Genomic DNA, 23,834 nt, shown 5'->3' on the forward strand with positions numbered 1-23,834 from the left:
TTTTCCGCTTCACTCTTCCGAGTTTCGCTTCGCATCGTTGTGTGCGTCAGCAGCAGAGAAACGAGATTATGAAGTACTTCTCACTCACTGTCAACTCCCTTCGCCCTTTCGCTTCGCTTTTTCTTCTCAGCGTCCGCATTTTGTTGTGCGGCCACCAATCGGATCGCTTGGCCTTGGCTTGTTGACTGCCAGTGACTTCTTGCTTCACTTCACTTTCTTCCCCCGCTTCTCAGCGGGAGCCGAACTATAGCAAAACCTTCCTCAATTCGCAATCTAACAGGTAAATTATTTTAATGGATAAGGATTTAATGTTTCAGGCACAGAAGCCAAAGGGTAATCAGCTAGCTTGCTTCTCGATTATCTCTGCCGATTTAAGTACAGCCTGAACAGCTCTGTCTATCAGAGGAGCGTTTTCAACAAACGTCAGTGCTCCATTGCCAGAATAATGGGTGAAACTTTCGTAGCTGATAATGACGGGTTCAGCTTGTTGATTCATACTCAATAGGAGGTTGCTCATATTAGGGTTAACCCAGGCAATACAGCCTCGCTTAATGAGATTATCAATTGCAAGTTCTATCGGTGCGCCACTATATAAGCGCTGCAGGATTTCCGAAGATTTACTTTCGCCCTGCGTCGTTACTACAGATAAAACATCGTCATTTTTCAGGGGAACTTGTGTGTTGCTGGCCTCGATGAAAACAACGTTCAACTGCAATTCCGCGAGTACCTCATGCAGATACTTTTCAACTTCGTGATACTTATTTTTTTCGATGGAATCAGATAAAACTACTGCTGGTTGCTCCAAAAAATTTAAAAATATCTCCCGAGCCTGCACTAAAGTCTTAGATGTTGAAAATTCCTGCGTGGGAAGCAATACCCCACGATGCCTTTCATGCAGCCAGTTCAATAAGGCATTCTGTTTAAACTGAGTCCAATCCAACATCGCAATACCGCGCCTGAGATCAGTCAACATTCCAGGCAGCAGCGCGGAAAGCTGACTTTGTTCTTCCTGAGAATTTTTAGGCTGGATGCTCCATATCAGATCCGGCACAAGTGCTCGCAAATGGGAGGCCAGTGACGTGTCTGTTCGCTCGGCGATGTTAATTGCCCGCACCCATTCCGTCGTTAAAAAATTAGCGAAATGCTGGGGAACGTCCAGCTTCGCCAAGCCGTCCATCAGCAGCGAAGAAGTTTGTTCCGAGCGCAGATAACGGATTTGAGCTTCTTCTATCGACTTCACCGTACGCCTGATGAACTTATCCTGAGTTCTTAATTCAGTAGAAATAAACGTATCGAATCGGTTATATATTCGCTCAAACAGTTCTGGCACACGACAATCATGCCGGGATAAGGTTTTAAATACCCTGGAAATTTCTTCTTCAATTTTGCGCTGAGTCACGGGTAAATGCTGCGTTCCAAGCAATACGGATGCGATCCGGTTCAGCAGCAACCGGGCAGCTTGATGTTGGTTACTCAAAAACGTACGGTCACTCAAAGCCAACTGCAACAATAGAAATTGAAGGCGTCCCAACTGCTCTCGTAATTCTTTCGAAAGCAAATCATCGAATAATATCGACTCGAATAACATCGCCAGCACATCAATGATCATGAGCTCCTCGGTCGAGCGAGCTAGCGCTGAAAATGCCTCACGTTGTTCACGAATCAGATTACGGACGTCACCGCGTTCATTCAGAATACTCAGATCCGGCTTCATTGACAGGTGCAAATAACCGAGCGTACGAATCAAATCCTTTTCAATCAACAACTCCTCTAATTCTGGAGGCGCAGCGTTAATTTTTTCGGGAACAGGTAAATGACTAAAGCGCTCGACTAAACCGCGAATCACAGATTGCGCCATCTCTGCGCTTGGTAAAGGAGTCTCCTGTTGCGCTTCCTGGCTTGCAAGATCAAAATCCCTTCCGCGTTGGAAAGGACGAGATTGTCCAAAGGTTTTTCGCAAAAGTTCAGCCAAATCGGATGTATTGGCAAACCATGCAGGTGACGAAGAATTGTCTTGCGCAGCAACCGTTGGGCTATATGCTGAAAATGCCGTTTTTTCTCTACCGCGCAAAACCTGAAACAGCTGGTCTATGTTAATTGACGGATTACCAGACGGAGATGACGGCGCCGATCTGACATCTTCCGCTGCAGGAAAATCCAACTGATTAAATGCAGGAAAAGCGTTATTGATCTGTTGACTGCTAATAACATTCTGCTGCGTCCCAACGCTACTGCTACCTCTGGGATGCAACGTCTCTGCTGATTTATTTATTTTTAAGGAAAGGTGTGCGTGCACACCATGTTTTTCTAATTCGGCGTTGGTTTGCTGATAAATACCCGGAATATCCACCGTCAGGGTTTCGCCCAGCTGCATCGCCAGTATCGAAAACATTTCCTGAGTGAGGCGCAAACTTTCTACTGCGAGAAAAATACAACGGGTTATCAGATAAGGCCGGAAAGGATTTTCCCGCTCGCGTATATCGTCCTGACCGAACAAAACAGCGATACGGATATTCAGATCAATCAATTCTTGCTCTGCGACATTCCGGAACAGCTGTGTGACTTCATTAAAGCGCAGCGAACTCTCAAATGCAGATGAATCAAGCAGACTCAGATTATCGGCAGAGATGGAAAGGGCGGATAAATTGGGGCGAAAGTTCTGATAGGTCGTTTCCATGCTCCTATCAAGCAACTGTTGCATATTTTTCGTCAGTTGCAGCTCAATTTCGTGACGATGCTCCTGCAACAAAAGTTGAGCACGGACGATGTCAGCCTGTTCTATCGGGCTATTTTCTGAATTTACCTTAGAAAACAAAGCCTCCACTGTACGTGGAACCAGAGTTGCAGCGGCATTTTGAAAGGCATTAAAAAATTCTCTGCGTGCGCTCGACAGTATTTCAACCAATGCCATATATACCTTATTGCAAGAAAATCATTTCATACAATATACCGAAGGAATGGCATCTGCTGCAACTGAAAGCGGAGCGGATAAGCACAGTCAAAGCTGACTTCACGCAATATCAGGCGGTTTTTTTCTTTCTGACCGCTGCTTTTTTGACGGGTTTTGCAGCCTCATCAGCGGGTGCCGCCGCTTTTGCTTTGCTAGCGGCAGGTGCCTTGGCTTTGCGTTCCTCAAATTCGAAACTCACTTTGCCGTCTTTCGCCTTGACCAGAAATGCTTTAAACGGGCGACGTGTACGCTGAGAAATAAAGCCTGGCAATAAATCAGTTTTGCCGTCAACCAATAGTTTAGTCATCTGCTCGGGCAAAATCTCTTGCTGCAAGATGATGCGGCCGCTACGGAAATCACATGCTTTAGGCTTGGCAACGGTCTTTTCACAGACATAAGCGAGGCCCATTTCAAAAACGCCGCTGCCACATTTCGGGCAAGGGCCTAATGCAGTCTGACCAGTGAAATCAACGCCCTCACCATCCTCGCCGTCATCCTGATTCTGGCCAAAATCAAATTCAAGCTTTAAATTATTGTGTTCTGTATCCGGAACAATTTTCAAAATAGCTGCAAACGGTCTACCCATTTTCGAGCGGAAACCTTGCAGAGGGCCAATTTCGCGCTTACTTAATAATTCTTCGACTTCAGCTACCTCAAATTGACGGCTACCGGGCGTTTTGCTCATAGAGAATTCACACTTAGTGCAGGCAAAACGACGGTAGTTTTCTTTGACTACACCGCCGCAATGCGGGCATGGCGTATGTAAAGTCGCATAATCACCCGGAATCGTGTCGTTGTCGTACTCTTTTGCGCGTTTGACGATGATTTGTGTCATCTGGGCAATTTCGCGCATGAATTCCTCACGGCTGATTTTGCCCTTCTCCATTTGCGACAGCTTGTATTCCCATTCACCGGTCAACTCCGGCGAAGTCAGTTCATCCACACCTAAACCACGCAACAAGGTCATCAATTGGAATGCTTTGGCCGTCGGCATCAGCTCCCGACCTTCGCGCAGCAAGTATTTCTCGGTCAGTAAGCCTTCAATAATCGCCGCCCGAGTTGCTGGTGTACCAAGCCCCTTACCCGCCATAGCTTCGCGCAATTCTCCGTCATCCACCAGTTTGCCGGCACCTTCCATTGCCGACAATAAGGTCGCCTCGCTGTAGCGAGCCGGTGGTTTTGTCACAAGGCCATGCGCTTCAATTTTATCGGCAAGAACTTTTTCACCTTTGGCAACCGGAACCAGCGTGCCTTTACCTTCCGTATCTTTTTCTTCCAGTGCTTCTTTACCGTAGATCGCCAACCAACCAGCGTTGGTCATGACTTTACCTTCGGTTTTGAAGTGGTGCCCTGTCACTTCTGTGATGCGCGTTGTCACCTGAAATTCTGCCGCCGGGAAGAATACCGCCATAAAACGACGCGTCACCAGGTCGTAGAGTTTTTGCTCGGGTTCAGACAAATTTTTTGGTGCCTGACCAGTAGGAATGATCGCAAAGTGATCACTGATTTTCGTATTATCGAAAATACGCTTGTTCGGCTTGACCCAGTTATTTTTCAGAATCTGGCTTGCAAACTGATGATAATTATTACTTTCAGAAACCGTTTCCAGCGTCTGTTTGACGGTATCCAGATAATCTTCCGGCAAATGGCGGGAATCCGTACGCGGATAAGTCAGCACTTTGTGTTTTTCGTACAAAGCCTGGGCAAGGCCTAAGGTATTTTTGGCAGAGAAGCCGAATTTGGCATTCGCCTCACGCTGCAGGCTGGTCAGGTCAAACAGCGCCGGCGCCATCTGTGTTGCAGGCTTAGACTCTTCTGTGACATTGCCCTGACGTCCGCGGCATGCCGCGACGATGGACTCGGCGGCAAGCTTACTCCACAGTCGTTCCGCTTTCTTCTCAGGATCATGCTCGTCTTTTTTGAACTGCTGATCCATCCAGCGTCCTTCGTAAATGCCTGCGGCACAAACGAATTCGGCGCGAACTTCCCAAAAATCGCGGGAAACGAATTTTTTAATTTTTTCTTCACGCTCAACCACGATCGATAAGGTTGGCGTCTGCACCCGCCCGACTGTCGTCAGATAAAATCCACCTTCTTTGGAATTGAATGCGGTCATGGCGCGGGTACCGTTGATACCGATCAGCCAATCTGATTCCGAGCGGCAACGTGCAGCGTCGGCCAAAGGCATCATTTCTGCGTCACTACGCAGTTTTTTGAAGCCGTCCCGGATCGCTGCCGGTGTCATCGATTGCAACCACAAGCGTTGTACCGGTTGCTTGGCTTTGGCGTTTTGCGCAATCAGACGGAAAATCAGCTCACCTTCACGACCCGCGTCACATGCATTAATTAGTGCCGAAACATCTTTACGCTTGATCAGTTTATTCAGCACTTTCAGGCGTGTTTCGGTTTTTGCGATAGGGTTCAGCGCGAAATGTGGCGGGATCATCGGCAAATGCGCAAAACTCCATTTGCCGCGTTTAACGTCATATTCCTCAGGAACGGTAATTTCCAGCAAATGACCTACTGCGGAAGATAATACATACTCATCCGATTCGAAATAGTCATCATGCTTAGTGAAACCTCCAAGTGCTTTCGCAATGTCAGCGGCGACAGAAGGTTTTTCGGCAATGATGAGCGTTTTTGTCATTTCGGAATTCTCGAATGTTTTTTGCACAAAAAATGATTAACAAACAACATTTTTTGCTAAATAAGCGTAAGACTAACCTAAGTTAGTGCGGAATGATAAACGTGCAAACGCAAAACCCGCAACCAAGCTGCGATTTTTGCCAGAAATCTTCTGTTTATGAAACGATTAATGCAAAAGACGGGGCGTATTGTCGTCATCTGACAACAACAGTTCGTCAAACATCAACATATCTGGTTCGGCGCCCTGGCTCCACAACATCATCAGGACAATGATGCGCAGTTTATTGAGCGGCAGCGGTGACTCGTTCACAGCCAGCGCACGCTCGACAACGATTTCACGTTGCAAGGAGGATAACAATCCTGCCGATTCAAGAAACTGAATAAAACCAATCGCTTCCGTACCGAGGGCGGTAAGCTCAACTCCAGCATAGACCCGGAAACCGTTTGAACTTAATGGTGATGGCAACGACTGATCCGTTGTATTTGCCAGACCGGTCAGCCAATCCAGTGCCTCAGAAATTTCATCTTCAGGGAAACCAACAGCGGAAAGTTTTTTGACCAGAGCGGCGGTATCCGGACAGGCGTCAGGACGATAATAAGTTTCGTAGAGGTAAACAAGAATATCAAACATGTCGGTACTCTATCTGCTGAAACAGTTTCAAACAAGTCCCGTCCTGAGATATCCCCGCGGTTTTTTGAGATTTTTAACTATTTCGGGGCAGTATCTGCATTTTTTGCCAGAAAGTCTCTGTAAATACTGGGCTTTTAAATATACTCCCTAGGAGTATATTTAAAAGCCAACACCGGGTTTAACGCATGATTTGTACATAACCTAATGAAGACGGCGAAACATTCCGCCCGGTAATGATTCAATCTGCCCGCACAACTCAAGTTCCAGTAATTGCCCGGTTAAACTTGCGACATCCAGATCAGTACGTAATGCCAACACATCTAGCGGAACCGGATCATAGCCCATCAGCGCCAGCAAACCAGCCGATGCGTCAGCCGTTGCTGCTATTGGAAGCGAACCCGCTACAACAGTTGCTTGTGGTAGGCTGAGTTGCAACTCTTCTAATATATCCTGCGCAGACTCGACCAGTTTCGCGCCTTGCCTGATCAATTGATGACAGCCTTTTGCTAACGGCGAATGGATGGAACCGGGAATCGCAAACACTTCCCGCCCCTGATCCGCCGCCATCCTTGCAGTAATTAAAGAACCCGACTGCGCAGCGGCTTCCACCACCACCACTCCTCTCGTCAACCCAGAAATAATCCGGTTGCGGCGAGGGAAGTTAGAGGCAATTGCGGGAGTACCAAGTGAGTATTCACTGATGATGCAGCCCTCTGCTGCTATCTGATGTGCCAGCAGCCGATTTCTGGCGGGATAAACAATATCCGCACCTGTGCCGATCACAGCGATTGTCGAACCGATACCGCGAAGCGCTCCTTGATGTGCTGCAGCATCAATACCTGCGGCCAGACCGGAGCTGATCGTCAATCCGGCATGACTTAAAACTTCAGAAAATTGTTCCGCATTCCGTATCCCCTGCGCAGTCGCATTCCGGCTGCCCACCACACCTATCCCCGACTGTCGCAGTATTTCCGGCCTTCCTTTCACATACAACATCAGCGGTGGGTCGGGAATTTCCAGCAATGCCGGTGGATACAGCGTATCGGCAAGCGTGACAACATAGTTGCCCGGCTGCATAGCCCAGGACTGAGTAATCTCAGATAACCTGAGAAAATCTTCTTGCGGCGGGAGTAATAAGGCGCGGGCGATTTTTGGCGTGACGACAGAACACAAAGCCTCGTAGCTTGCTGTAAAGACATGCTCTGGCAAGCCAAAGCCAGCAAGCAACTTACAGGCAGTGCCAGGGCCAACGCCCGGTGTTTGTTCCAGTCTTAACCAGGAAAAGAAGTCCGGTAACAATTCCAGACCTCCATTTGATTATTGAGGCGATCTGGCGACGTCGCCAACTTTGACAAAATCAGTGACCTGCATCACCAAGCCGTAAGAGATATTGTCAAACAAGCGGAAAATAAACACATGACCATATTGCTCATCCGGTAATTTTACCTTGCGGTTACCATCAGTGCGATCCGTGATTACTTCCCCGTAGCGTTGCAGAGACAACACAGTACCAAGATCGAGGCCGTGCTCTTTGCCACGATTAATCGTAATAATCTGATTTTGTCCGGCGACCGACACACCGCCATAAACACTGACGACACGCGCACGGATCTCCTCTTCCGGCGGATGAGGCACGTAGCTGAGAATTGGTGTCGGTGTTACAGGTAACAACCTGTCACCGACAGACATTTCTAGTTTTGAATTAACGACGTTGAAAGTATAGACGTCGTTATCATCATCTGGCTCGCGCGCCAGCTTTACCGTGCCGACAAAAGCAGCCTCGTAGCCAATGATGTTGCCATTATCTGGGTCTTTCAATGGTACGCCAGGACGGAATACCTGAAATGAGGTGCCGCCATCAAGATCACCGCGAACATAGGTTTTTTCGCCCTGTCCCATATTCACTTTACTTTCCGGCGCCGCGACGATGCGCGGTGTACGTTCCAGTGTATTGACCTCGACGATCATCGGATGTACCAGAAACGGCTCAATCGCTGACGCAGGAATAGCTGGAATTGCATTCGCTCCCAATCCTTCAACACGGGATCTGGGAGACAATTTGACAGTAGGAACACCACCGACAACGCCATTACCTGAAACATTGCCCAGACGCAGGCGCTGATTCGCACGGTCAAAATAAACAATCTGCCCTGGATAAATCCAATGCGGATTACGAATTTCTTCTTTGTTCATGCCCCAAACTTGTGGCCAGCACCAGGGATTTTGCAGAAACTTAGAAGAAATTCCCCACAAAGTATCGCCACTGACAACGACATGTTTATCCGGAGCATCTGGCAGAAAAGCACATTTGCTGCTGCGAGCCACAACCTGAGCTTGCGCAATCGTCGCTTCTCCCGATACCGCAAACGCGGAGCTGGAAGCGAATGGCAGACTGCCAACGATGATGGCAGCGATTGTGCTAAACTTTTTCATAAACATATCCGATACGAGATGCTGTCATACAGCAAACAGGCAAGCAAGCATGCAATCTGCTTATAATAATTGCCAAATTGGATCAAATTCTGCCCATAAATCCTTGAACTAGCAAGAAAAACAGCGCAAAAGCTAAACCAGCTTGTTGCGAAATGTAATATGCCCATACTAAATATACTGCGGTATCCCGATCCGCGCCTCCACAAAGTGGCAAAACCGGTAACTTCCTTTGATGCACGCCTCAAGCAACTGATTGCGGACATGGCTGAAACAATGTACGACGCGCCCGGCGTCGGTCTGGCGGCATCACAGGTTGATGTGCATGAACAACTGGTTGTCATCGATATCTCTGAAGCCAACGATCAGTTACAAGTATTCATTAATCCCGAAATTATCTGGGCCAGTGAAGAAAGAAAAGTCTACGACGAAGGTTGCCTGTCTGTACCGGGCATTTATGACGGCGTTGAACGACCTGCCGAAGTCAAAGTCAAAGCACTGGATGCCGATGGCAAAGAATTCGAAATTCATGCCAAAGATTTACTCGCTGTTTGCATACAACACGAGCTTGATCATTTGAAGGGTAAAGTCTTCGTTGAATATCTGTCGCCGCTGAAGCGAAACCGCATAAAAACGAAACTGGTCAAGGAAGAACGTGAAATGCAACGCCATTCCGGGAATCGCAAATGAAAGTCATTTTTGCCGGGACGCCAGAATTCGCCGCCACCGCCTTAGCAGCCATACATGAGGCGGGCTTTGACATTCCTCTGGTGCTCACGCAACCAGACCGGCCGGCCGGCAGAGGCATGCATTTGCACGCATCGGCCGTGAAGCAATATGCAATGGAACAAAACATTCCCGTTGCACAACCTATCTCGTTGAAATTGAACGGCAAATATCCTGATGTTGCGGCAGAGGCGCACGACGTACTGCGCAACACAGAACATGATGTCATGGTGGTGGCGGCGTACGGCTTGATATTGCCTCTCTCTGTATTGACAATCCCCCGTTTAGGCTGCCTGAATATTCACGGCTCGCTCTTGCCACGCTGGCGCGGTGCGGCACCTATACACAGAGCGATTGAGGCTGGTGACGCCGAAACAGGTATCACGATCATGCAAATGGAGGAAGGTCTGGATACCGGCCCCATGCTGTTAAAACAGAGTATCAGCATTAACAACACTGAGACCACAGGCAGCCTTCACGACAAATTGGCAGCGATGGGCGGCGAAATGATAGTGCAGGCTTTACACCAGTTGGAACAAGGCGCCCTGGCTGCGACAGTGCAGCCGGAACAGGGTGTGACTTACGCCGCCAAAATCAGTAAAGAAGAAGCTGCGCTCGACTTTCACCTGCCTGCAGATGTACTGGCAAGAAAAATCCGCGCCTTCAATCCGTTTCCCGGCACACATGCTCAGTACGGCAGCAGCACGATCAAAATCTGGGCTGCGCAAATGGTCACAGCGAATAAAACTGGCGCAACTCCGGGGCAAATTCTGACGGCATCCGCACAAGAAGGCATTCTGGTTGCCTGCGGGGAAGGGGTACTGAAACTGACCGAACTACAAAAACCAGGAGGAAAACGTTTACCTGCTGCAGAGTTCCTGCAAGGCTTTCCCCTGATTCCTGATATGCAATTCAATCGAACCTGAACCGGCTGAGTGTGAAGCAAAAAAACGACAAATCGGGACACTTTTATACACAATTCCCACATTAAGCAGGAATTAGGCCGATTCACTGTTGGTTACAAGTAAATTCTTTGTTGCTCTGCGAGACTTGTTGTATTCTCTTACGCTAACTAATGGTGTGCGCTGGATTTTGCCGCCCAAATCCCTGACCCGAACGCTAGAAAAGGAAGTGCATGAAACAAATCGTTCCAGTTGTTGTTACCGTCATGCTGATGGCCGGTTGCTCAACTCCATTGAATAACACTAACACGTCTTATAATAACAACACTAAGACTGCTGCTCCGGAACTTCAAGTCGTCTCAAATTGGTTATTGATCGCGAAGGACGTTGCTGACCAGATCAAATTAGGCACCGACAAAATTGGTGCTCCAGTATTTGTCACTCCGCCGCAAAACCCGAGTAAATTCAGTCAGGCGTTTTACACTCAGGTAGTAACGTCCCTGGTCAATCAAGGTGTGACCGTCAGAAAAGTCAATGATGGTACAGCGCAAATCGTCGATATCGATACTCAATTAGTGCGTTTCTCCACTGATCGACAAGTTAACCGCCGTTTTGTTTTCGGTGGCACGTCAACGACTAGCACAACATCCGTCTATGAAGTAATTGTGACGACGTCACTGATAAAAAACGCACAATACGTAGCACGAAGGACCGATGCGTATCCCGTCAATGAATATGACGCGTCTTTATACAATAAAGAAACTGAATTTAATTTTAAAGTGATCGGGGGCTAATCATGGTAAAGAAAATTGCACTTGCAGTAAGTTGTGGTCTGTTGCTCAGCGCTTGCTCAAATATGAACCTCACCGGGGCCAGCACATCGACATCGACAGCCGCCTTGTCCTGGAAAGAAGCTGAAACGAACGAATTTATCCCAACCAATCAGAAAGCAGCAACAGCCCTGATCGCTGCTGCCGGTAATTCTCTGGATAAATCGCGCCCACTGATCGTTGCCACGCTGGCGAATATCAATGTGCTGGAAGAGTCCTCTCCATTCGGACGTATTGTCGCTGAACAAGTTTCCGGTCAGTTTTCCCGCGCTGGATATCAAATGCTGGAAATGAAATTCCGCGACAAAGTACTGATCAAGCAAAATGTCGGTGAACTGCTGCTGACGCGCGAAATTAAGGAAGTTGCACAAAATCATCAGGCACAGGCCGTCATCGTTGGTACGTATGCGGAAAGTGAAAAGCTGGTTTTCGTTAACCTGAAACTGATACGTCCAGTCGACAATATCGTCCTCAGTACGTATGACTACGCTGTCCCTATGGATCGTACTGTCAAATCTCTGCTGGGTCGTCGCTGATCGCATCAATATAAAGTATTGGCAACACAGCCTTAAAAAAGCACTGGATAAAAGCACCTGATTTTTCAGGTGCTTTTTTTTAGCCTCTTTGCGGCAGCGAACTCCATATGAGTTCAACACACGGTTCGCTTCAGGATTATTTTTCTGCTGAGAATGGTTGCACCCAGTTCTGTTGCGCAGCCTGACTGATGGCTAACACCGCGGGATGAGTCAATTTTCGCTGAACCGATATGGCGTAAAACTGTTCCTGAATCGCCTGCGTCTGGCCGATCAGCTCAACGTCATACTGGCGTATCACACGATCAACGATGACGGTCGGCGCGGCAAACACGCCGGCACCAGCCTGACCGAATGCACTCATCAACGCACTATCGTCAAACTCGCCGGTAATTTTTGGATGCAATTGTTGCTGATCCAGCCATTGCAACAAACGTCCGCGCAGCGCAGCGTCTTCACCAGGTAATAAGAATGGTGCGCCATCCAGCAGTGAAGGGAAAGTACTGGACAAGCTGGCACGCAAATCACGGGTGGCAAAAAAACTGATGCCGGATTCGGCCAGCAAATGACTATACCCACGAACATTCGCTGTCACCGGCATAGGGCTGTCGGATAACACGACATCTAACTTATGCATCGCCAACTCTGCTAACAGTAATTCGAGTTTGCCTTCGCGGCAATTAATCCGTAAGGTCTGCGGCAGAGTCATCGCCGGCTCCAGCAATTGATACGCCACCGTTTTCGGTACCGCATCTGACACTCCGACACGTAGCTGCACAGTGCGCGCGGTCGGCCGGTGATGCAGCACTTCTTCCAGCTCACGCCCGAGCGCAAAAATATCTTCTGCATAACTCAGCACCAAACGACCCGCCTCAGTCAGTTCCAGATTACGCCCCTGCTTACGGAACAAAGTCTCGCCCTGCATTTCTTCAAACAAAGTGAGTTGTCCGCTGATGGTTTGCGGCGTCAGATGCAATTGTTCACTGGCACGCGCAATGCTGCCTGACTTGGCAACCATCCAGAAATAGTGCAGGTGTTTGTAGTTCAGTGCTGGCATAAAGAGAGATCATCGACAAATCATCGATTTTTACGAAGTATTTATCAATTATATTCGACTTTTCTTTCAATTCTCTTGCAACTAGACTGTTTCCACCTTCTGTTGAGAAGGGGAAGTCCTGTGTCTTTTCGTCAGACTTCAACATTTCAGGAGAAAAGCATGAAAATCTTGAGTCGCTCTACTGCACATGATGTGCAAACCGTTGACTATATCGACACCACAGCCAGTGACAGTCAGAAAGTCTTACGCAACACGTATATGTTGTTGTCGATGACTTTATTGTTTTCTGCATTGACCGCAGGTGCGACCATCGCTTTCGCGATTCCGGGTCCCGGCATCTTTCTGACCCTGATCGGCTATTTTGGCCTGCTGTTTGCCACCAACAAACTGCGCAACAGCGCATGGGGTATTGCCAGTGTGTTTGCCCTGACAGGTTTCATGGGTTACACCCTCGGCCCTATCCTCAGTCATTATCTGAAAATGCCGGGCGGCACTTCCATCGTGATGACAGCAATGGGTATGACCGGTCTGATTTTCATGGGCTTGTCTGCCTACGTACTGATCAGCAAACGTGATTTCAGCTTCATGAGTGGTTTCCTGATGGTCGGTATGATCGTCGCACTGGTGGCGAGTCTGGGCGCGATTTTCTTCCAGATTCCAGCCTTGTCGCTGACGATTTCTGCGGTCATGGTGTTGTTGATGTCCGGCATGATTTTGTTTGAAACCAGCAATATCATCCACGGTGGCGAGACCAATTACATTATGGCGACAGTCAACCTGTACGTCACAATCTTCAATCTGTTCACCAGCCTGCTGCAATTGCTGGGCTTTATCGAAAAAGAGTAAATCATGTTGCATACCGTCGCTCAACCCTGGATGTGGGTCGCATTTATCGCATTTGTCTTAGCGATGTTAGCCATAGACGTTGTGGCGCTGGGTGGTTCACGCGCCCACAAAGTCAGCGTCAGGGAAGCGGCGGCCTGGTCGATTGTCTGGGTCAGCCTGGCTTTGGCATTTGATTTTGGTCTGTGGATATACCTGACAGAAACCGTCGGGCGCGAGATCGCTACCGCCAAAGCCATGGAATTCCTGACCGGATATGTCATCGAAAAATCACTGTCGGTCGATAACATCTTTATCTTCTTACTGATTTTTGGCCATTTCGCGGTGCCGCCGCAATATCAGCGCAAAGTGCTGCTGTACGGTGTACTGGGTGCGATCATCATGCGCGTCATCATGATTCTCGCCGGTAGCTGGGTTGTCACCCAGTTTGCATGGGTGTTGTATCTGTTTGGTGTGTTCCTGCTGATCACCGGTTTCCGCATGCTGGTATCGACGGAAAAAGAACCTGATCTCGACGCCAATCCGGTATTGAAACTGGCAAAAAAATTACTGCCATTTACCAATGAGTTTCACAAAGAAAAATTCAGTATCAAAGTTGATGGCAAGCGCGTCTTTACTCCGTTGCTGCTGGTCTTGATCCTGATTGAAGTATCCGATGTCATCTTTGCGGTCGATTCGATTCCAGCGATTTTTGCCGTGACGACTGATCCGTTCATCGTATTTACCTCAAACATTTTCGCGATTATGGGCTTGCGGGCATTGTATTTCCTGCTGGCAGATATGGCTGACCGTTTCCATTTACTGAAATTCGGTCTTGCGTTTGTGCTGATGTTTGTCGGTATCAAGATGCTGATCGTGAAATGGATGCATGTGCCGACCGATGTTTCGCTGATGGTGATTGGCCTGATTCTTGGCGGTTCTATTATTGCCAGCCTGATCGCCACCCGACATAAAAAGCATTAATCACACGCTTTCCAACGCTGCAGATTTAATCGTAATAAGTATTCCCTTTGGGCATATCTCTCGTTTGAGGATATGCCCTTTTTTGTTAACACTTACGCAAAAAAGTGCACCATTGATGCGATCAACATATATCGATCTAACCACAATGTATAAGCAAAAACCGGCAAACTCCCGCAACTTCGGAGTCAAGTCCTTGATTTGACGTATAATTTACGCTTCCCAGCGCCGATTTGAGATTCAGATTGCGGGCGCGTAATAAGTGCTGCTAAAAGGACGTCGCCCGATCCGCCTGCATGCATGAGCCGATCGGGTTTTGTTTTTTGCGAGTAAAGATCATGACCAGAACCCTGCCTGTCTCCGCCACCGAAACCCGTTTGCGCGAATTACTGCAACAACGCATCCTGATCCTAGATGGCGCGATGGGCACCATGATCCAGCGTTACAAGCTGACGGAAGAAGATTATCGCGGCGAACGTTTCAAAGATTTTGCAGTACCCGGCAAAGAATTATTCGTCAAAGGCAATAATGAATTACTGACACTGACGCAGCCTCACATCATTCAGGAAATTCACGAACAATATCTGGCCGCCGGTGCCGATCTGATCGAAACCAATACCTTCGGTGCCACCACCGTCGCGCAGGACGATTATCACATGGCGCATCTGGCGTATGAGATGAACGTGCAGGCCGCAAAAATCGCCCGCGCGGCCTGTGACAAATACAGCAGCGCCGATAAACCCCGCTTCGTCGCAGGTGCGTTGGGGCCAACGCCAAAGACCGCCTCGATTTCACCCGATGTGAATGACCCGGCAGCGCGCAATGTCACGTTCGATCAGCTGGTTGCTGCCTACCATGAGCAAACCCGTGGTCTGGTCGAAGGCGGTGCCGATGTGCTGCTGGTTGAAACCATTTTCGATACGCTGAACTGTAAAGCAGCCCTGTTCGCGATTGATCAGTATTTTGAAGAAACCGGCCAGACCTTACCGATCATGATTTCCGGCACCGTCACCGATGCCTCTGGCCGCATTCTGTCTGGTCAGACCGTGCCAGCATTCTGGAATTCCGTGCGCCATGCCAAACCGCTGACTATCGGCCTGAACTGTGCGCTCGGTGCGGCGCTGATGCGTCCGTATGCAGAAGAACTGTCGAAAATTGCTGATACCTTTGTCTGTATTTATCCAAATGCCGGCTTGCCAAATCCTATGAGTGATACCGGTTTTGATGAGCTGCCAGCGGACACCTCGACCTTGCTGAAAGAATTTGCCGAAGCCGGATTTATCAATATCGCCGGTGGTTGCTGCGGCACTACGCCACCGCACATCAAGGCGATTGCCGACATCCTGCAAACCCAGACACCACGAGCGGTTCCCAGCATTGCGCCGGCGTGTCGTTTGTCGGGCTTAGAGCCTTTCACCATTGATGAACAATCTCTGTTTGTGAATGTCGGTGAACGCACCAACGTCACGGGTTCTAAAGCCTTTGCGCGTCTGATTCTGAATGAGCAATACGACGACGCTTTAGCCGTCGCCCGCCAGCAAGTCGAAAACGGCGCGCAAGTCATCGACATCAATATGGATGAAGCGATGCTGGATTCACAGGCAGCCATGACACGCTTCCTGAATCTGATCGCATCGGAACCAGACATCGCCCGCGTGCCGCTGATGATCGATTCGTCGAAATGGAGTGTGATCGAAGCCGGTCTGAAATGCGTACAGGGCAAAGCCATCGTCAATTCGATTTCGATGAAAGAGGGCGAGGCAGAATTCCTGCGCCAGGCCAACTTGTGCAAGCGTTACGGTGCGGCGGTCATCGTCATGGCGTTCGATGAAAAAGGCCAGGCGGACACATATCAACGCAAGATAGAAATCTGCGAACGCGCTTATCGCCTGCTGGTCGATCAACTCGATTTTGATCCGCAAGACATTATTTTCGATCCGAATATTTTCGCGGTCGCCACCGGTATCGAAGAACACAACAACTACGCCGTGGACTTCATCGAAGCCACGCGCTGGATACATCAAAATTTACCCGGCGCAAAAATCAGCGGCGGTGTCTCGAATGTGAGTTTCTCTTTCCGTGGCAATGACCCGGCACGTGAAGCGATCCACACCGTCTTCCTGTATCACGCAATTCAGGCCGGTATGACGATGGGTATCGTGAATGCCGGTATGGTCGGCGTGTACAGCGAGCTTGATCCCGAATTGCGTGAACGCGTCGAAGACGTGGTGCTGAACCGCAGAGAAGATGCGACCGAACGCATGATCGAATTTGCGGCAACACTGAAAGCCGGCGGCAAGAAAGAAGAAGCCACGCTGGAATGGCGCAGTGAGCCGGTCGCCAAACGACTCGCGCATGCGATGGTGCATGGCATTACGCAATGGATTGTCGAAGATACCGAAGAAGCACGCGCCGCCATTATGGACAACGGCGGTCGCCCAATTCAGGTGATCGAAGGCCCGCTGATGGACGGCATGAATATCGTCGGTGATTTATTCGGTCAGGGCAAAATGTTCCTGCCACAGGTAGTGAAATCAGCACGCGTCATGAAGCAGGCCGTGGCGCATCTGGTGCCTTTCATCGAAGAAGAAAAAAAACGCAGCGGTGACAATAAACCGAAAGGCAAGATCGTCATCGCCACCGTCAAAGGCGACGTGCATGACATCGGTAAAAACATCGTCACCGTCGTTTTGCAGTGTAATAATTTTGAAGTCGTCAACATGGGCGTAATGGTGCCGTGCTCGGAAATTCTGGCGAAAGCCAAAGCCGAAAACGCCGACATCATCGGCCTCTCCGGCCTGATCACGCCGTCACTCGAAGAGATGGCGTATGTCGCTAAAGAGATGCAGCGCGATCCGCATTTCCGCATGATGAAGATCCCGCTGCTGATCGGCGGTGCCACCACCAGCCGCGCCCATACTGCGGTGAAAATCGCGCCGAATTACGAAGGCCCGGTGGTGTATGTGCCGGATGCGTCGCGTTCGGTATCGGTCGCGCAATCCTTGCTGACGCCGGAAAGCCGCGATCAGTACATTGGTGAGCTGGCGACGGATTACGAACGTATCCGCGTGCAGCATGCGAATAAAAAAACCACGCCATTGCTGACGCTGGCGCAAGCGCGTGCGAATAAAATGAAGCTCCGCTTTGACGGTGCGAACGCGCCTGTGAAGCCAAAATTCATCGGTCGCCGCGTGTTTAAAAACGTCGATCTCGCGACGATTGCGCAGTATATCGACTGGGGTCCGTTCTTCCAGACCTGGGATCTGGCGGGCCCTTATCCTGCGATCCTGACGGACGAGATCGTCGGTGAAGCGGCGAGCAAAGTGTTTGCCGAAGGCCAGGCGATGCTGAAAAAAATCATCGATGGCCGCTGGCTGACAGCAAACGGCGTCGTCTCTCTGCTGCCCGCCAATAGCGTACATGACGACGACATCGACATCTACACCGACGACAGCCGCAGCCAAGTCGCGTTCACTTATTACGGCACGCGCCAGCAAACTGAAAAACCTCTGGTTGATGGAGTGCAGCGTCCGAACCAATGTCTCGCTGATTTCATCGCGCCGAAAGACAGTGGTGTCGCTGACTACATCGGCATGTTTGCCGTCACTGCCGGTCTGGGCATAGAAAAATACGAAAAACGGTTTGAAGACGCACATGACGATTACAGCAGCATCATGCTGAAATCGCTGGCAGATCGTCTGGCCGAAGCCTTCGCCGAATATCTGCATGAACGCATCCGCACCGATCTGTGGGGGTATGCCGCCGATGAAAAACTCAGCAATCAAGAGCTGATCAAAGAATCCTACCAAGGCATACGCCCGGCACCCGGCTACCCAGCCTGCCCGGAACACACGGTTAAAACCGAGATGTTCAAGCAGATGCAATGCGAAGAAATCGACATGCATATCACCGAATCATGGGCGATGATTCCGGGTGCCGCGGTCTCCGGTTTCTACTTTGCGCATCCGGAATCCAAATACTTCAGCGTCGGCAAAATCGGCGACGATCAGGTCACGGACATGGCGGCACGACGTGGCGTGGCAAAAGAAGAAGTCGAACGCTGGCTGGCACCGAATCTGTAATCCTTTACCAGCAGAAAATGTGGAGTAAATGGGGAGTATATGGCGTTTTGCATCAATTCTCAGCGTATTTATTGGGCTTGAAAACATACTCCCCCCCAGTATATTTAGCCGCTGGGAAGCGCTCTGAGGCCTTTGCATGTGCCTTGTTCCAGTTTCACCGACATAAGTGCGAGGCGTTGAGGATTGTGACACCTGCATGAAATCTGATCGGCTGCGAAGTAAAAATGTCGGTATCGGCACAGGCGCTGTCTTACAATAGCGGCTCTATCGTTGTGCAGGAAATCAGATGGTGCTGGATAACTTATCGTATGGCTCAGATCAGTCTGGTTTAATCTGCGGCTACCTGTTTGCCCATGGTCAGGCAGGAAAAGCACTGCACACTAACGAAGCGCTGGCGTGGCTGCAAACGAACCGCGCCGCGAATGACAACAGCTTTATCTGGCTGCATTTCAATCTGACCAATGTGGCGGCAGAAAAATGGTTGCATGAGCATGTTTCGCTGCCGGAAGAATTCTACGAAACCCTGCACGAAGGTTCGCGTTCAACCCGGATTGAACATGCGGATCATAATCTGATTGCCGTCATTAACGATGTGCTGCATGACTTTGCATTTGAAGCATCCGATATTGCAACCTTGTGGCTGAGTGTGACCAATAACATCATGATCAGCGCGCGCCGCAAGCCTTTGCAATCAGTCGATCGTTTGCGCAATGCCGTCAATCACGGTGAAATTTTCCATTCTCCCAGCGAATTGCTGACGCACCTGTTACGCGATCAGGCCGACGTGCTAATCGGCATCGTGCGCAATGTGATCAAAAAAATTGATGACATCGAAGATCATTTGCTGGCAGATCGCCTCAACAAAAAACGCGCCAATCTGGGCGAAATCCGGCGTGTGCTGGTGCGCCTGCAACGCTTGCTGGCACCGGAGCCTGCGGCCTTGTTCCGCTTGCTGCAAAAGCCGCCGGTATGGCTGGCAGAAAGTGACGTGCAGGAACTACGCCAATCCACTGAGGAGTTTGCGGTCGTGCTGAGCGACATGGCGTCGTTGCAGGAACGCATCAAGTTATTACAGGAAGAAATCGCCGCCAGCGAAAATGAACAAAACAACCGCTCGCTGTTTGTGCTGACGGTCGTCACGGTGCTGGCCTTGCCTATCAATATGATCGCCGGTTTGCTCGGCATGAATGTCGGCGGCATTCCACTCGCACAGCACGAATACGGCTTCTGGATCGTGGTGGCGATCGTGCTGACATTTACGGTCATTGCCGGCTGGCTGGCGTTCCGAAAACGGGACGGCGATTAAAAAAACAACGCTCTTCTGCTACCATAGAACACGCAACAGTTGAGTCGTGTATTCGATAACAACATCGACAAAGAATTAAACCCGCACATGTCATTTTTCGGGAAGATTTCAGTTAGTATTGGAAAAAAATAACGTGGTATTTTTTACAAAAAGCTGTTTTCCGTTAAAAATTTCGCTTTTTAAATGATTAAAATTGAAAATACCACGGGGCTATCCCCTTCCATCTTGCCGGTCTTTTGTCAGCAAACGCGATGACTGACATTCATACCCAATTTATCGAACTATCCGAACTGCGGATAGGAATGTACGTCTATCTGGACGTGGGCTGGATGGATCATCCATTTCCGATCAGCAACTTCAAAATCAGTACGCAGGAACAGATCGACACCATACGCTCGCTGGGAATAGAGCGCATCCGTTATGCACCCGATAAAAGCTCTGCCGCCGATGCGGCCGCTGATAACGCACCGCCTGCCGATGCCATCGTCTCCGCCGTGACAGAAACGCCGACAGAACACGCTTTACGGCGACGCCGGGCCTTGCTTGCCAGTCAGGCCGCCAGTCTGCAGGTCTGTGAGCGGCAATTCAATCACGCCGCACAAACTTTTAAACAAGTTTCCGAGCATGTTCATGCGCAACCGGGGCTGGCAAAACAACTGGTCGAACAACTGATTCAGGGCTTCCTCGGGCAGATACTCAGCGAAGATGAGGCTGCCATCCGCCTGTTGTCAGAAAAAGCAGGGGAAAAGACTTCGCTACATTCGATTAATGTGACCGTCATTTCGCTGTTGCTGGGTAAAGCGATGGATCTGAATAAGACCGACATGCTCAATCTGGGTGTCGGTGCACTCATGCACGACATCGGTAAAATCGAATTGCCGGATCGGGTGCGCTGGATCGATGAACACTTCAGCGCATCAGAGAAACTGGCGTATCAGGAACATGTGATGCACAGTGTGAATCTGGCACGCAAAATGGATCTGGCACCCAACGCCATGCTGCTGATGGCACAGCATCACGAGCACCACGACAGCAGCGGCTACCCGAGCCGTATTCCGGGTGAAAAAATGTCGCCGTTGAGCCGCATCGTAGCGCTGGTGAATCAGTACGACAATCTGTGCAATCCAGCAAATCCGGCGCTGGCATTGACGCCACATGAAGCCTTGTCGCAGATATTTACCAAGTACAAAACCCGCTTCCACGAACTGACGCTGACGACTTTCATCCGCATGATGGGGATATATCCGCCAGGCTCAGTGGTGCAGTTGAGCGATGACCGATATGCGTTGGTGGTATCGGTGAATTCTGCCCGGCCGATCAAACCAAAAGTCATTATTCATGATCCCACGATAGACCGCGATGAAGCGCTGGTGATCAATCTCGAACACGAACAGCAACTTTGCATACACCGCAGCCTGAAGCCATTGCAATTGCCTAAGGCCGCATACGACTACCTGTCGCCACGCAAGCGTTTATGTTATTTCTTCGAACGCGGAATGGAAGCTCGTACAGGCAAGTCAAACAAAGGTCTGGTATGAAAGCGCACCAGCTTCAGGCGCTGATTGAGGGTATGCTGGAAGCCGTCATTCTGGTGGATCCGGTTACCTTACGCATACTTGCGGCGAATCGCGCAGTGTACGGACTATTGAAAGTGCCTGAAGACAGCCTGCGTGGCAAAGGTATTGTGGAATTGGCTGCGGCGCCCGAAGATGTATTTTTCTGGGAAGATGTCGCGGCGGGTCTGTCGGAAAATATTTACTCTGAAACGCTGCTCGAACGCGCCGATAAAACGGTGGTGCAGGTGGAACGCCGCGTGAGCCTGGTCAGAGTTGGTCTGGATAACTCGATTTTTGTAGTTGCAGTACGTGACCGCACCAGCCAGAAACAAACCGAAAATGAACTGGAAAAACTGATCGCCGAGCTGCGCGCGACGCTGGAATCAACTGCCGACGGCATCCTTGTCACCGATCTCGATGGTGCTATTCGTAGTTATAACCATTTGTTCGCCGATCTCTGGGGCTTGCCTGATGAACTGATGACGCAGAGAGACGATGCGGCCATCTATGCATGGATGGATAAATGCATGATAGACGCAGATCGTTATACCGAGCGCCTCGGCACGATCAGCCGTTCACCCTTGATGGAAGCCAGTGATGTGCTGGTACTGCGCTCCGGGAAAATTCTGGAGCGCGTGACCTTACCGCAATATGCGCGCGGACGTCCTATCGGCAGGGTATATTCGTATCGGGATATTACGCAAAAACTCGCCGATGAAGCGCGCTTGCAACTGGCAGCAAAAGTGTTTGAATCCAGCACCGACGCGATTTTCATCACCGACAGAGATCAACGCATCATCACCACCAACCCCAGTTTTGAACGTCTGAGTGGCTACACCGAAAGCGAAATGCAAAGGAAGACGCCGCGCGATTTTTTTGCCGCTGAAAGTAACGTTGATCTGATTGATCAATTGCTGGCAAAGCTGGAAAAAGACGGCTGCTGGGAAGGCGAACTCTGGAATCGCCGCAAAAACGGCCATGCCTATCTGTGCATGATCACGCTGGTCAAAGTGCAGGACGATCACAACAAAACTTTGCACTACATCGGCTTTTTTAAAGACAGAACCGAAACGCACGTCGCCAAACAAAAAATCGAGGAACTCGCTTTTTCCGATGCACTGACAGGCTTGCCGAATCGTCTGCTGTTATCGGAACGGATTAAGCAATCGATTATGATTTCAGGACGGGACAACAGCAGTTTTGCCGTACTGTTTCTGGATCTGGATCACTTCAAACAAATCAATGACTCACTTGGTCATCAATTCGGTGACCGGGTGTTGCTGGAAGTGACTGAACGCCTTAAAAGGTGTATCCGTCAGGTCGATACCGCAGCACGTCTGGGTGGTGATGAATTTGTCTTGCTGCTTCATGAAGCCGATGCTGCCGGCGCTGAAGTCTGTGCGCAGCGTGTGCTGGAAGAATTATCCGTACCAATCAATCTGGAAGGAATGAGCTTTACCGTGACCTCCAGTATTGGTATTGCGCTGTTCCCCGATGACGGCACAAACATGGATGACCTGATCAAAAACGCCGACAGCGCGATGTATCACGTCAAGGAACGCGGACGCTCGGATTTCCGCTTCTATCAGCGCCAGATGAACATCGGTTTGTTGTCGCGGATGAAGCTCGATCACGCCATGCGTCAGGCACTGGAACATCATCGCTTCCGTTTGCATTACCAGCCGCAGATTAATCTGAGTACCGGTGAGATTTTCGGTGTTGAAGCCTTATTGCGCTGGAATGACAAAGATCTCGGCGAAATAGGCCCGGCGCAGTTTATTCCGATTGCCGAAGAAACCGGCGTCATTGTTCCTATCGGTAACTGGGTCATGCAAACGGCGATCAGCCAGGCCGCACAATGGAATCGCGCTGGCTATTCGCTGCGGATGGGTTTCAATGTCTCAGCGCTGCAATTCCAACAAGCGAATTTTGTGGAATCGATAGCAGCGACGCTGGAAGAACATCAGCTAAGCCCAGATAAAATTGAATTAGAACTGACGGAATCGGTGCTGATCCGCGACGTCGAAGAGAATTTAAAGAAACTGGAATCGCTGGCAAAACTAGGCGTCAAATTATCGATCGATGATTTCGGAACTGGCTACTCCAGCCTCAGTTATCTGAAGCGTTTTCCGATTCATAAGTTGAAAATTGACCGTTCTTTCATCGATGAATTACCAACGGACGAAAGTGATGTCGCGATTGTGACGGCGATCATTCATCTGGCGCATGCGATGAAGCTACAAGTCATTGCCGAAGGCGTAGAAACCGAGGAACAGAAAAATTTCCTGCTCAATCTGTACTGCGATGAATTTCAGGGTTATCTGTTTTCACCAGCCATATCTGCCAGCGAATTTGAAGAGAAATTTCTGTAAGTGAGACTGA

The 23,834-nt window shown here is 49.7% G+C and carries 16 protein-coding genes; 10 read left to right on the forward strand and 6 right to left on the reverse strand.

All coding sequences use genetic code 11. The annotated features are described in order from the left end of the window. Nucleotides 1-337: 337 nt before the first annotated feature. The 5 genes from Undi14_RS00005 to Undi14_RS00025 all read right to left on the reverse strand — a co-directional run bounded on the left by Undi14_RS00005 (nt 338) and on the right by Undi14_RS00025 (nt 8,660). Complete coding sequence (locus tag Undi14_RS00005) at nt 338-2,911, reverse strand: DUF1631 family protein (RefSeq protein ID WP_200177429.1); 2,574 nt, start codon at nt 2,909-2,911, stop codon at nt 338-340. Between the two features lie 109 nt (nt 2,912-3,020). After that, nucleotides 3,021-5,597 (reverse strand): DNA topoisomerase III, encoded by a 2,577-nt coding sequence (locus Undi14_RS00010; RefSeq protein ID WP_200177430.1) that lies wholly within the window; start codon nt 5,595-5,597, stop codon nt 3,021-3,023. A 165-nt stretch (nt 5,598-5,762) separates the two neighbouring features. Then, nucleotides 5,763-6,227, reverse strand: a complete 465-nt coding sequence (locus Undi14_RS00015) for a DUF494 family protein (protein WP_200177431.1) — start codon at nt 6,225-6,227, stop codon at nt 5,763-5,765. Nucleotides 6,228-6,428: 201 nt separating this feature from the next. Further along, a complete protein-coding gene (gene dprA / locus Undi14_RS00020; RefSeq protein WP_200178125.1) occupies nt 6,429-7,532 on the reverse strand; it encodes a DNA-processing protein DprA in 1,104 nt (367 codons plus the stop codon). 12 nt (nt 7,533-7,544) lie between these two features. Next, nucleotides 7,545-8,660, reverse strand: coding sequence for a LysM peptidoglycan-binding domain-containing protein (locus Undi14_RS00025; protein ID WP_200177432.1), 1,116 nt, complete (start codon nt 8,658-8,660; stop codon nt 7,545-7,547). A gap of 159 nt (nt 8,661-8,819) precedes the next feature. On the opposite strand from Undi14_RS00025, the gene def reads away from it, so the two are divergent. The 4 genes from def to Undi14_RS00045 all read left to right on the forward strand — a co-directional run bounded on the left by def (nt 8,820) and on the right by Undi14_RS00045 (nt 11,651). Beyond that, the gene (gene def / locus Undi14_RS00030) at nt 8,820-9,347 is read left to right on the forward strand and encodes a peptide deformylase (protein WP_200177433.1); all 528 of its coding nucleotides are present in this window, start codon (nt 8,820-8,822) and stop codon (nt 9,345-9,347) included. Continuing rightward, the gene (fmt, locus tag Undi14_RS00035; protein ID WP_200177434.1) at nt 9,344-10,309 is read left to right on the forward strand and encodes a methionyl-tRNA formyltransferase; all 966 of its coding nucleotides are present in this window, start codon (nt 9,344-9,346) and stop codon (nt 10,307-10,309) included. Before def ends, fmt begins: the two co-directional genes overlap by 4 nt. A 209-nt stretch (nt 10,310-10,518) precedes the next feature. Beyond that, nucleotides 10,519-11,079: a hypothetical protein gene (locus Undi14_RS00040; RefSeq protein ID WP_200177435.1), complete on the forward strand. Its 561-nt coding sequence runs from the start codon at nt 10,519-10,521 to the stop codon at nt 11,077-11,079. 2 nt (nt 11,080-11,081) lie between these two features. Next, nucleotides 11,082-11,651, forward strand: a complete 570-nt coding sequence (locus Undi14_RS00045; protein ID WP_186884171.1) for a FlgO family outer membrane protein — start codon at nt 11,082-11,084, stop codon at nt 11,649-11,651. 136 nt (nt 11,652-11,787) lie between these two features. Here Undi14_RS00045 and nhaR read toward each other — a convergent pair whose 3' ends face one another. Beyond that, on the reverse strand, nt 11,788-12,705 hold the full coding sequence (gene nhaR / locus Undi14_RS00050; protein WP_200177436.1) for a transcriptional activator NhaR: 918 nt from the start codon (nt 12,703-12,705) through the stop codon (nt 11,788-11,790). A 159-nt stretch (nt 12,706-12,864) separates the two neighbouring features. Here nhaR and Undi14_RS00055 point away from each other — a divergent pair, with 159 nt between their 5' ends. The 6 genes from Undi14_RS00055 (at nt 12,865) to Undi14_RS00080 (ending at nt 23,824) form a co-directional block, all read left to right on the forward strand. Then, nucleotides 12,865-13,551: a Bax inhibitor-1/YccA family protein gene (locus tag Undi14_RS00055; RefSeq protein WP_190476422.1), complete on the forward strand. Its 687-nt coding sequence runs from the start codon at nt 12,865-12,867 to the stop codon at nt 13,549-13,551. Nucleotides 13,552-13,554: 3 nt separating this feature from the next. Further along, entirely contained in the window at nt 13,555-14,511 is a 957-nt protein-coding gene (locus tag Undi14_RS00060; protein WP_200177437.1) for a TerC family protein, read from the forward strand. A 335-nt stretch (nt 14,512-14,846) separates the two neighbouring features. Then, nucleotides 14,847-18,590 (forward strand): methionine synthase, encoded by a 3,744-nt coding sequence (gene metH / locus Undi14_RS00065; RefSeq protein ID WP_200177438.1) that lies wholly within the window; start codon nt 14,847-14,849, stop codon nt 18,588-18,590. Nucleotides 18,591-18,876: 286 nt separating this feature from the next. Beyond that, nucleotides 18,877-19,896: a transporter gene (locus Undi14_RS00070; RefSeq protein ID WP_186895902.1), complete on the forward strand. Its 1,020-nt coding sequence runs from the start codon at nt 18,877-18,879 to the stop codon at nt 19,894-19,896. A gap of 251 nt (nt 19,897-20,147) precedes the next feature. After that, a complete protein-coding gene (locus Undi14_RS00075) occupies nt 20,148-21,434 on the forward strand; it encodes an HD-GYP domain-containing protein (protein ID WP_200177439.1) in 1,287 nt (428 codons plus the stop codon). Beyond that, nucleotides 21,431-23,824, forward strand: a complete 2,394-nt coding sequence (locus Undi14_RS00080; protein WP_200177440.1) for an EAL domain-containing protein — start codon at nt 21,431-21,433, stop codon at nt 23,822-23,824. The genes Undi14_RS00075 and Undi14_RS00080 overlap by 4 nt, the downstream gene beginning before the upstream one ends. The last annotated feature ends 10 nt before the right edge of the window (nt 23,825-23,834 follow it).

The organism is Undibacterium sp. 14-3-2 (genome assembly GCF_016595265.1).
Lineage (GTDB): Bacteria > Pseudomonadota > Gammaproteobacteria > Burkholderiales > Burkholderiaceae_D > Undibacterium > Undibacterium aquatile.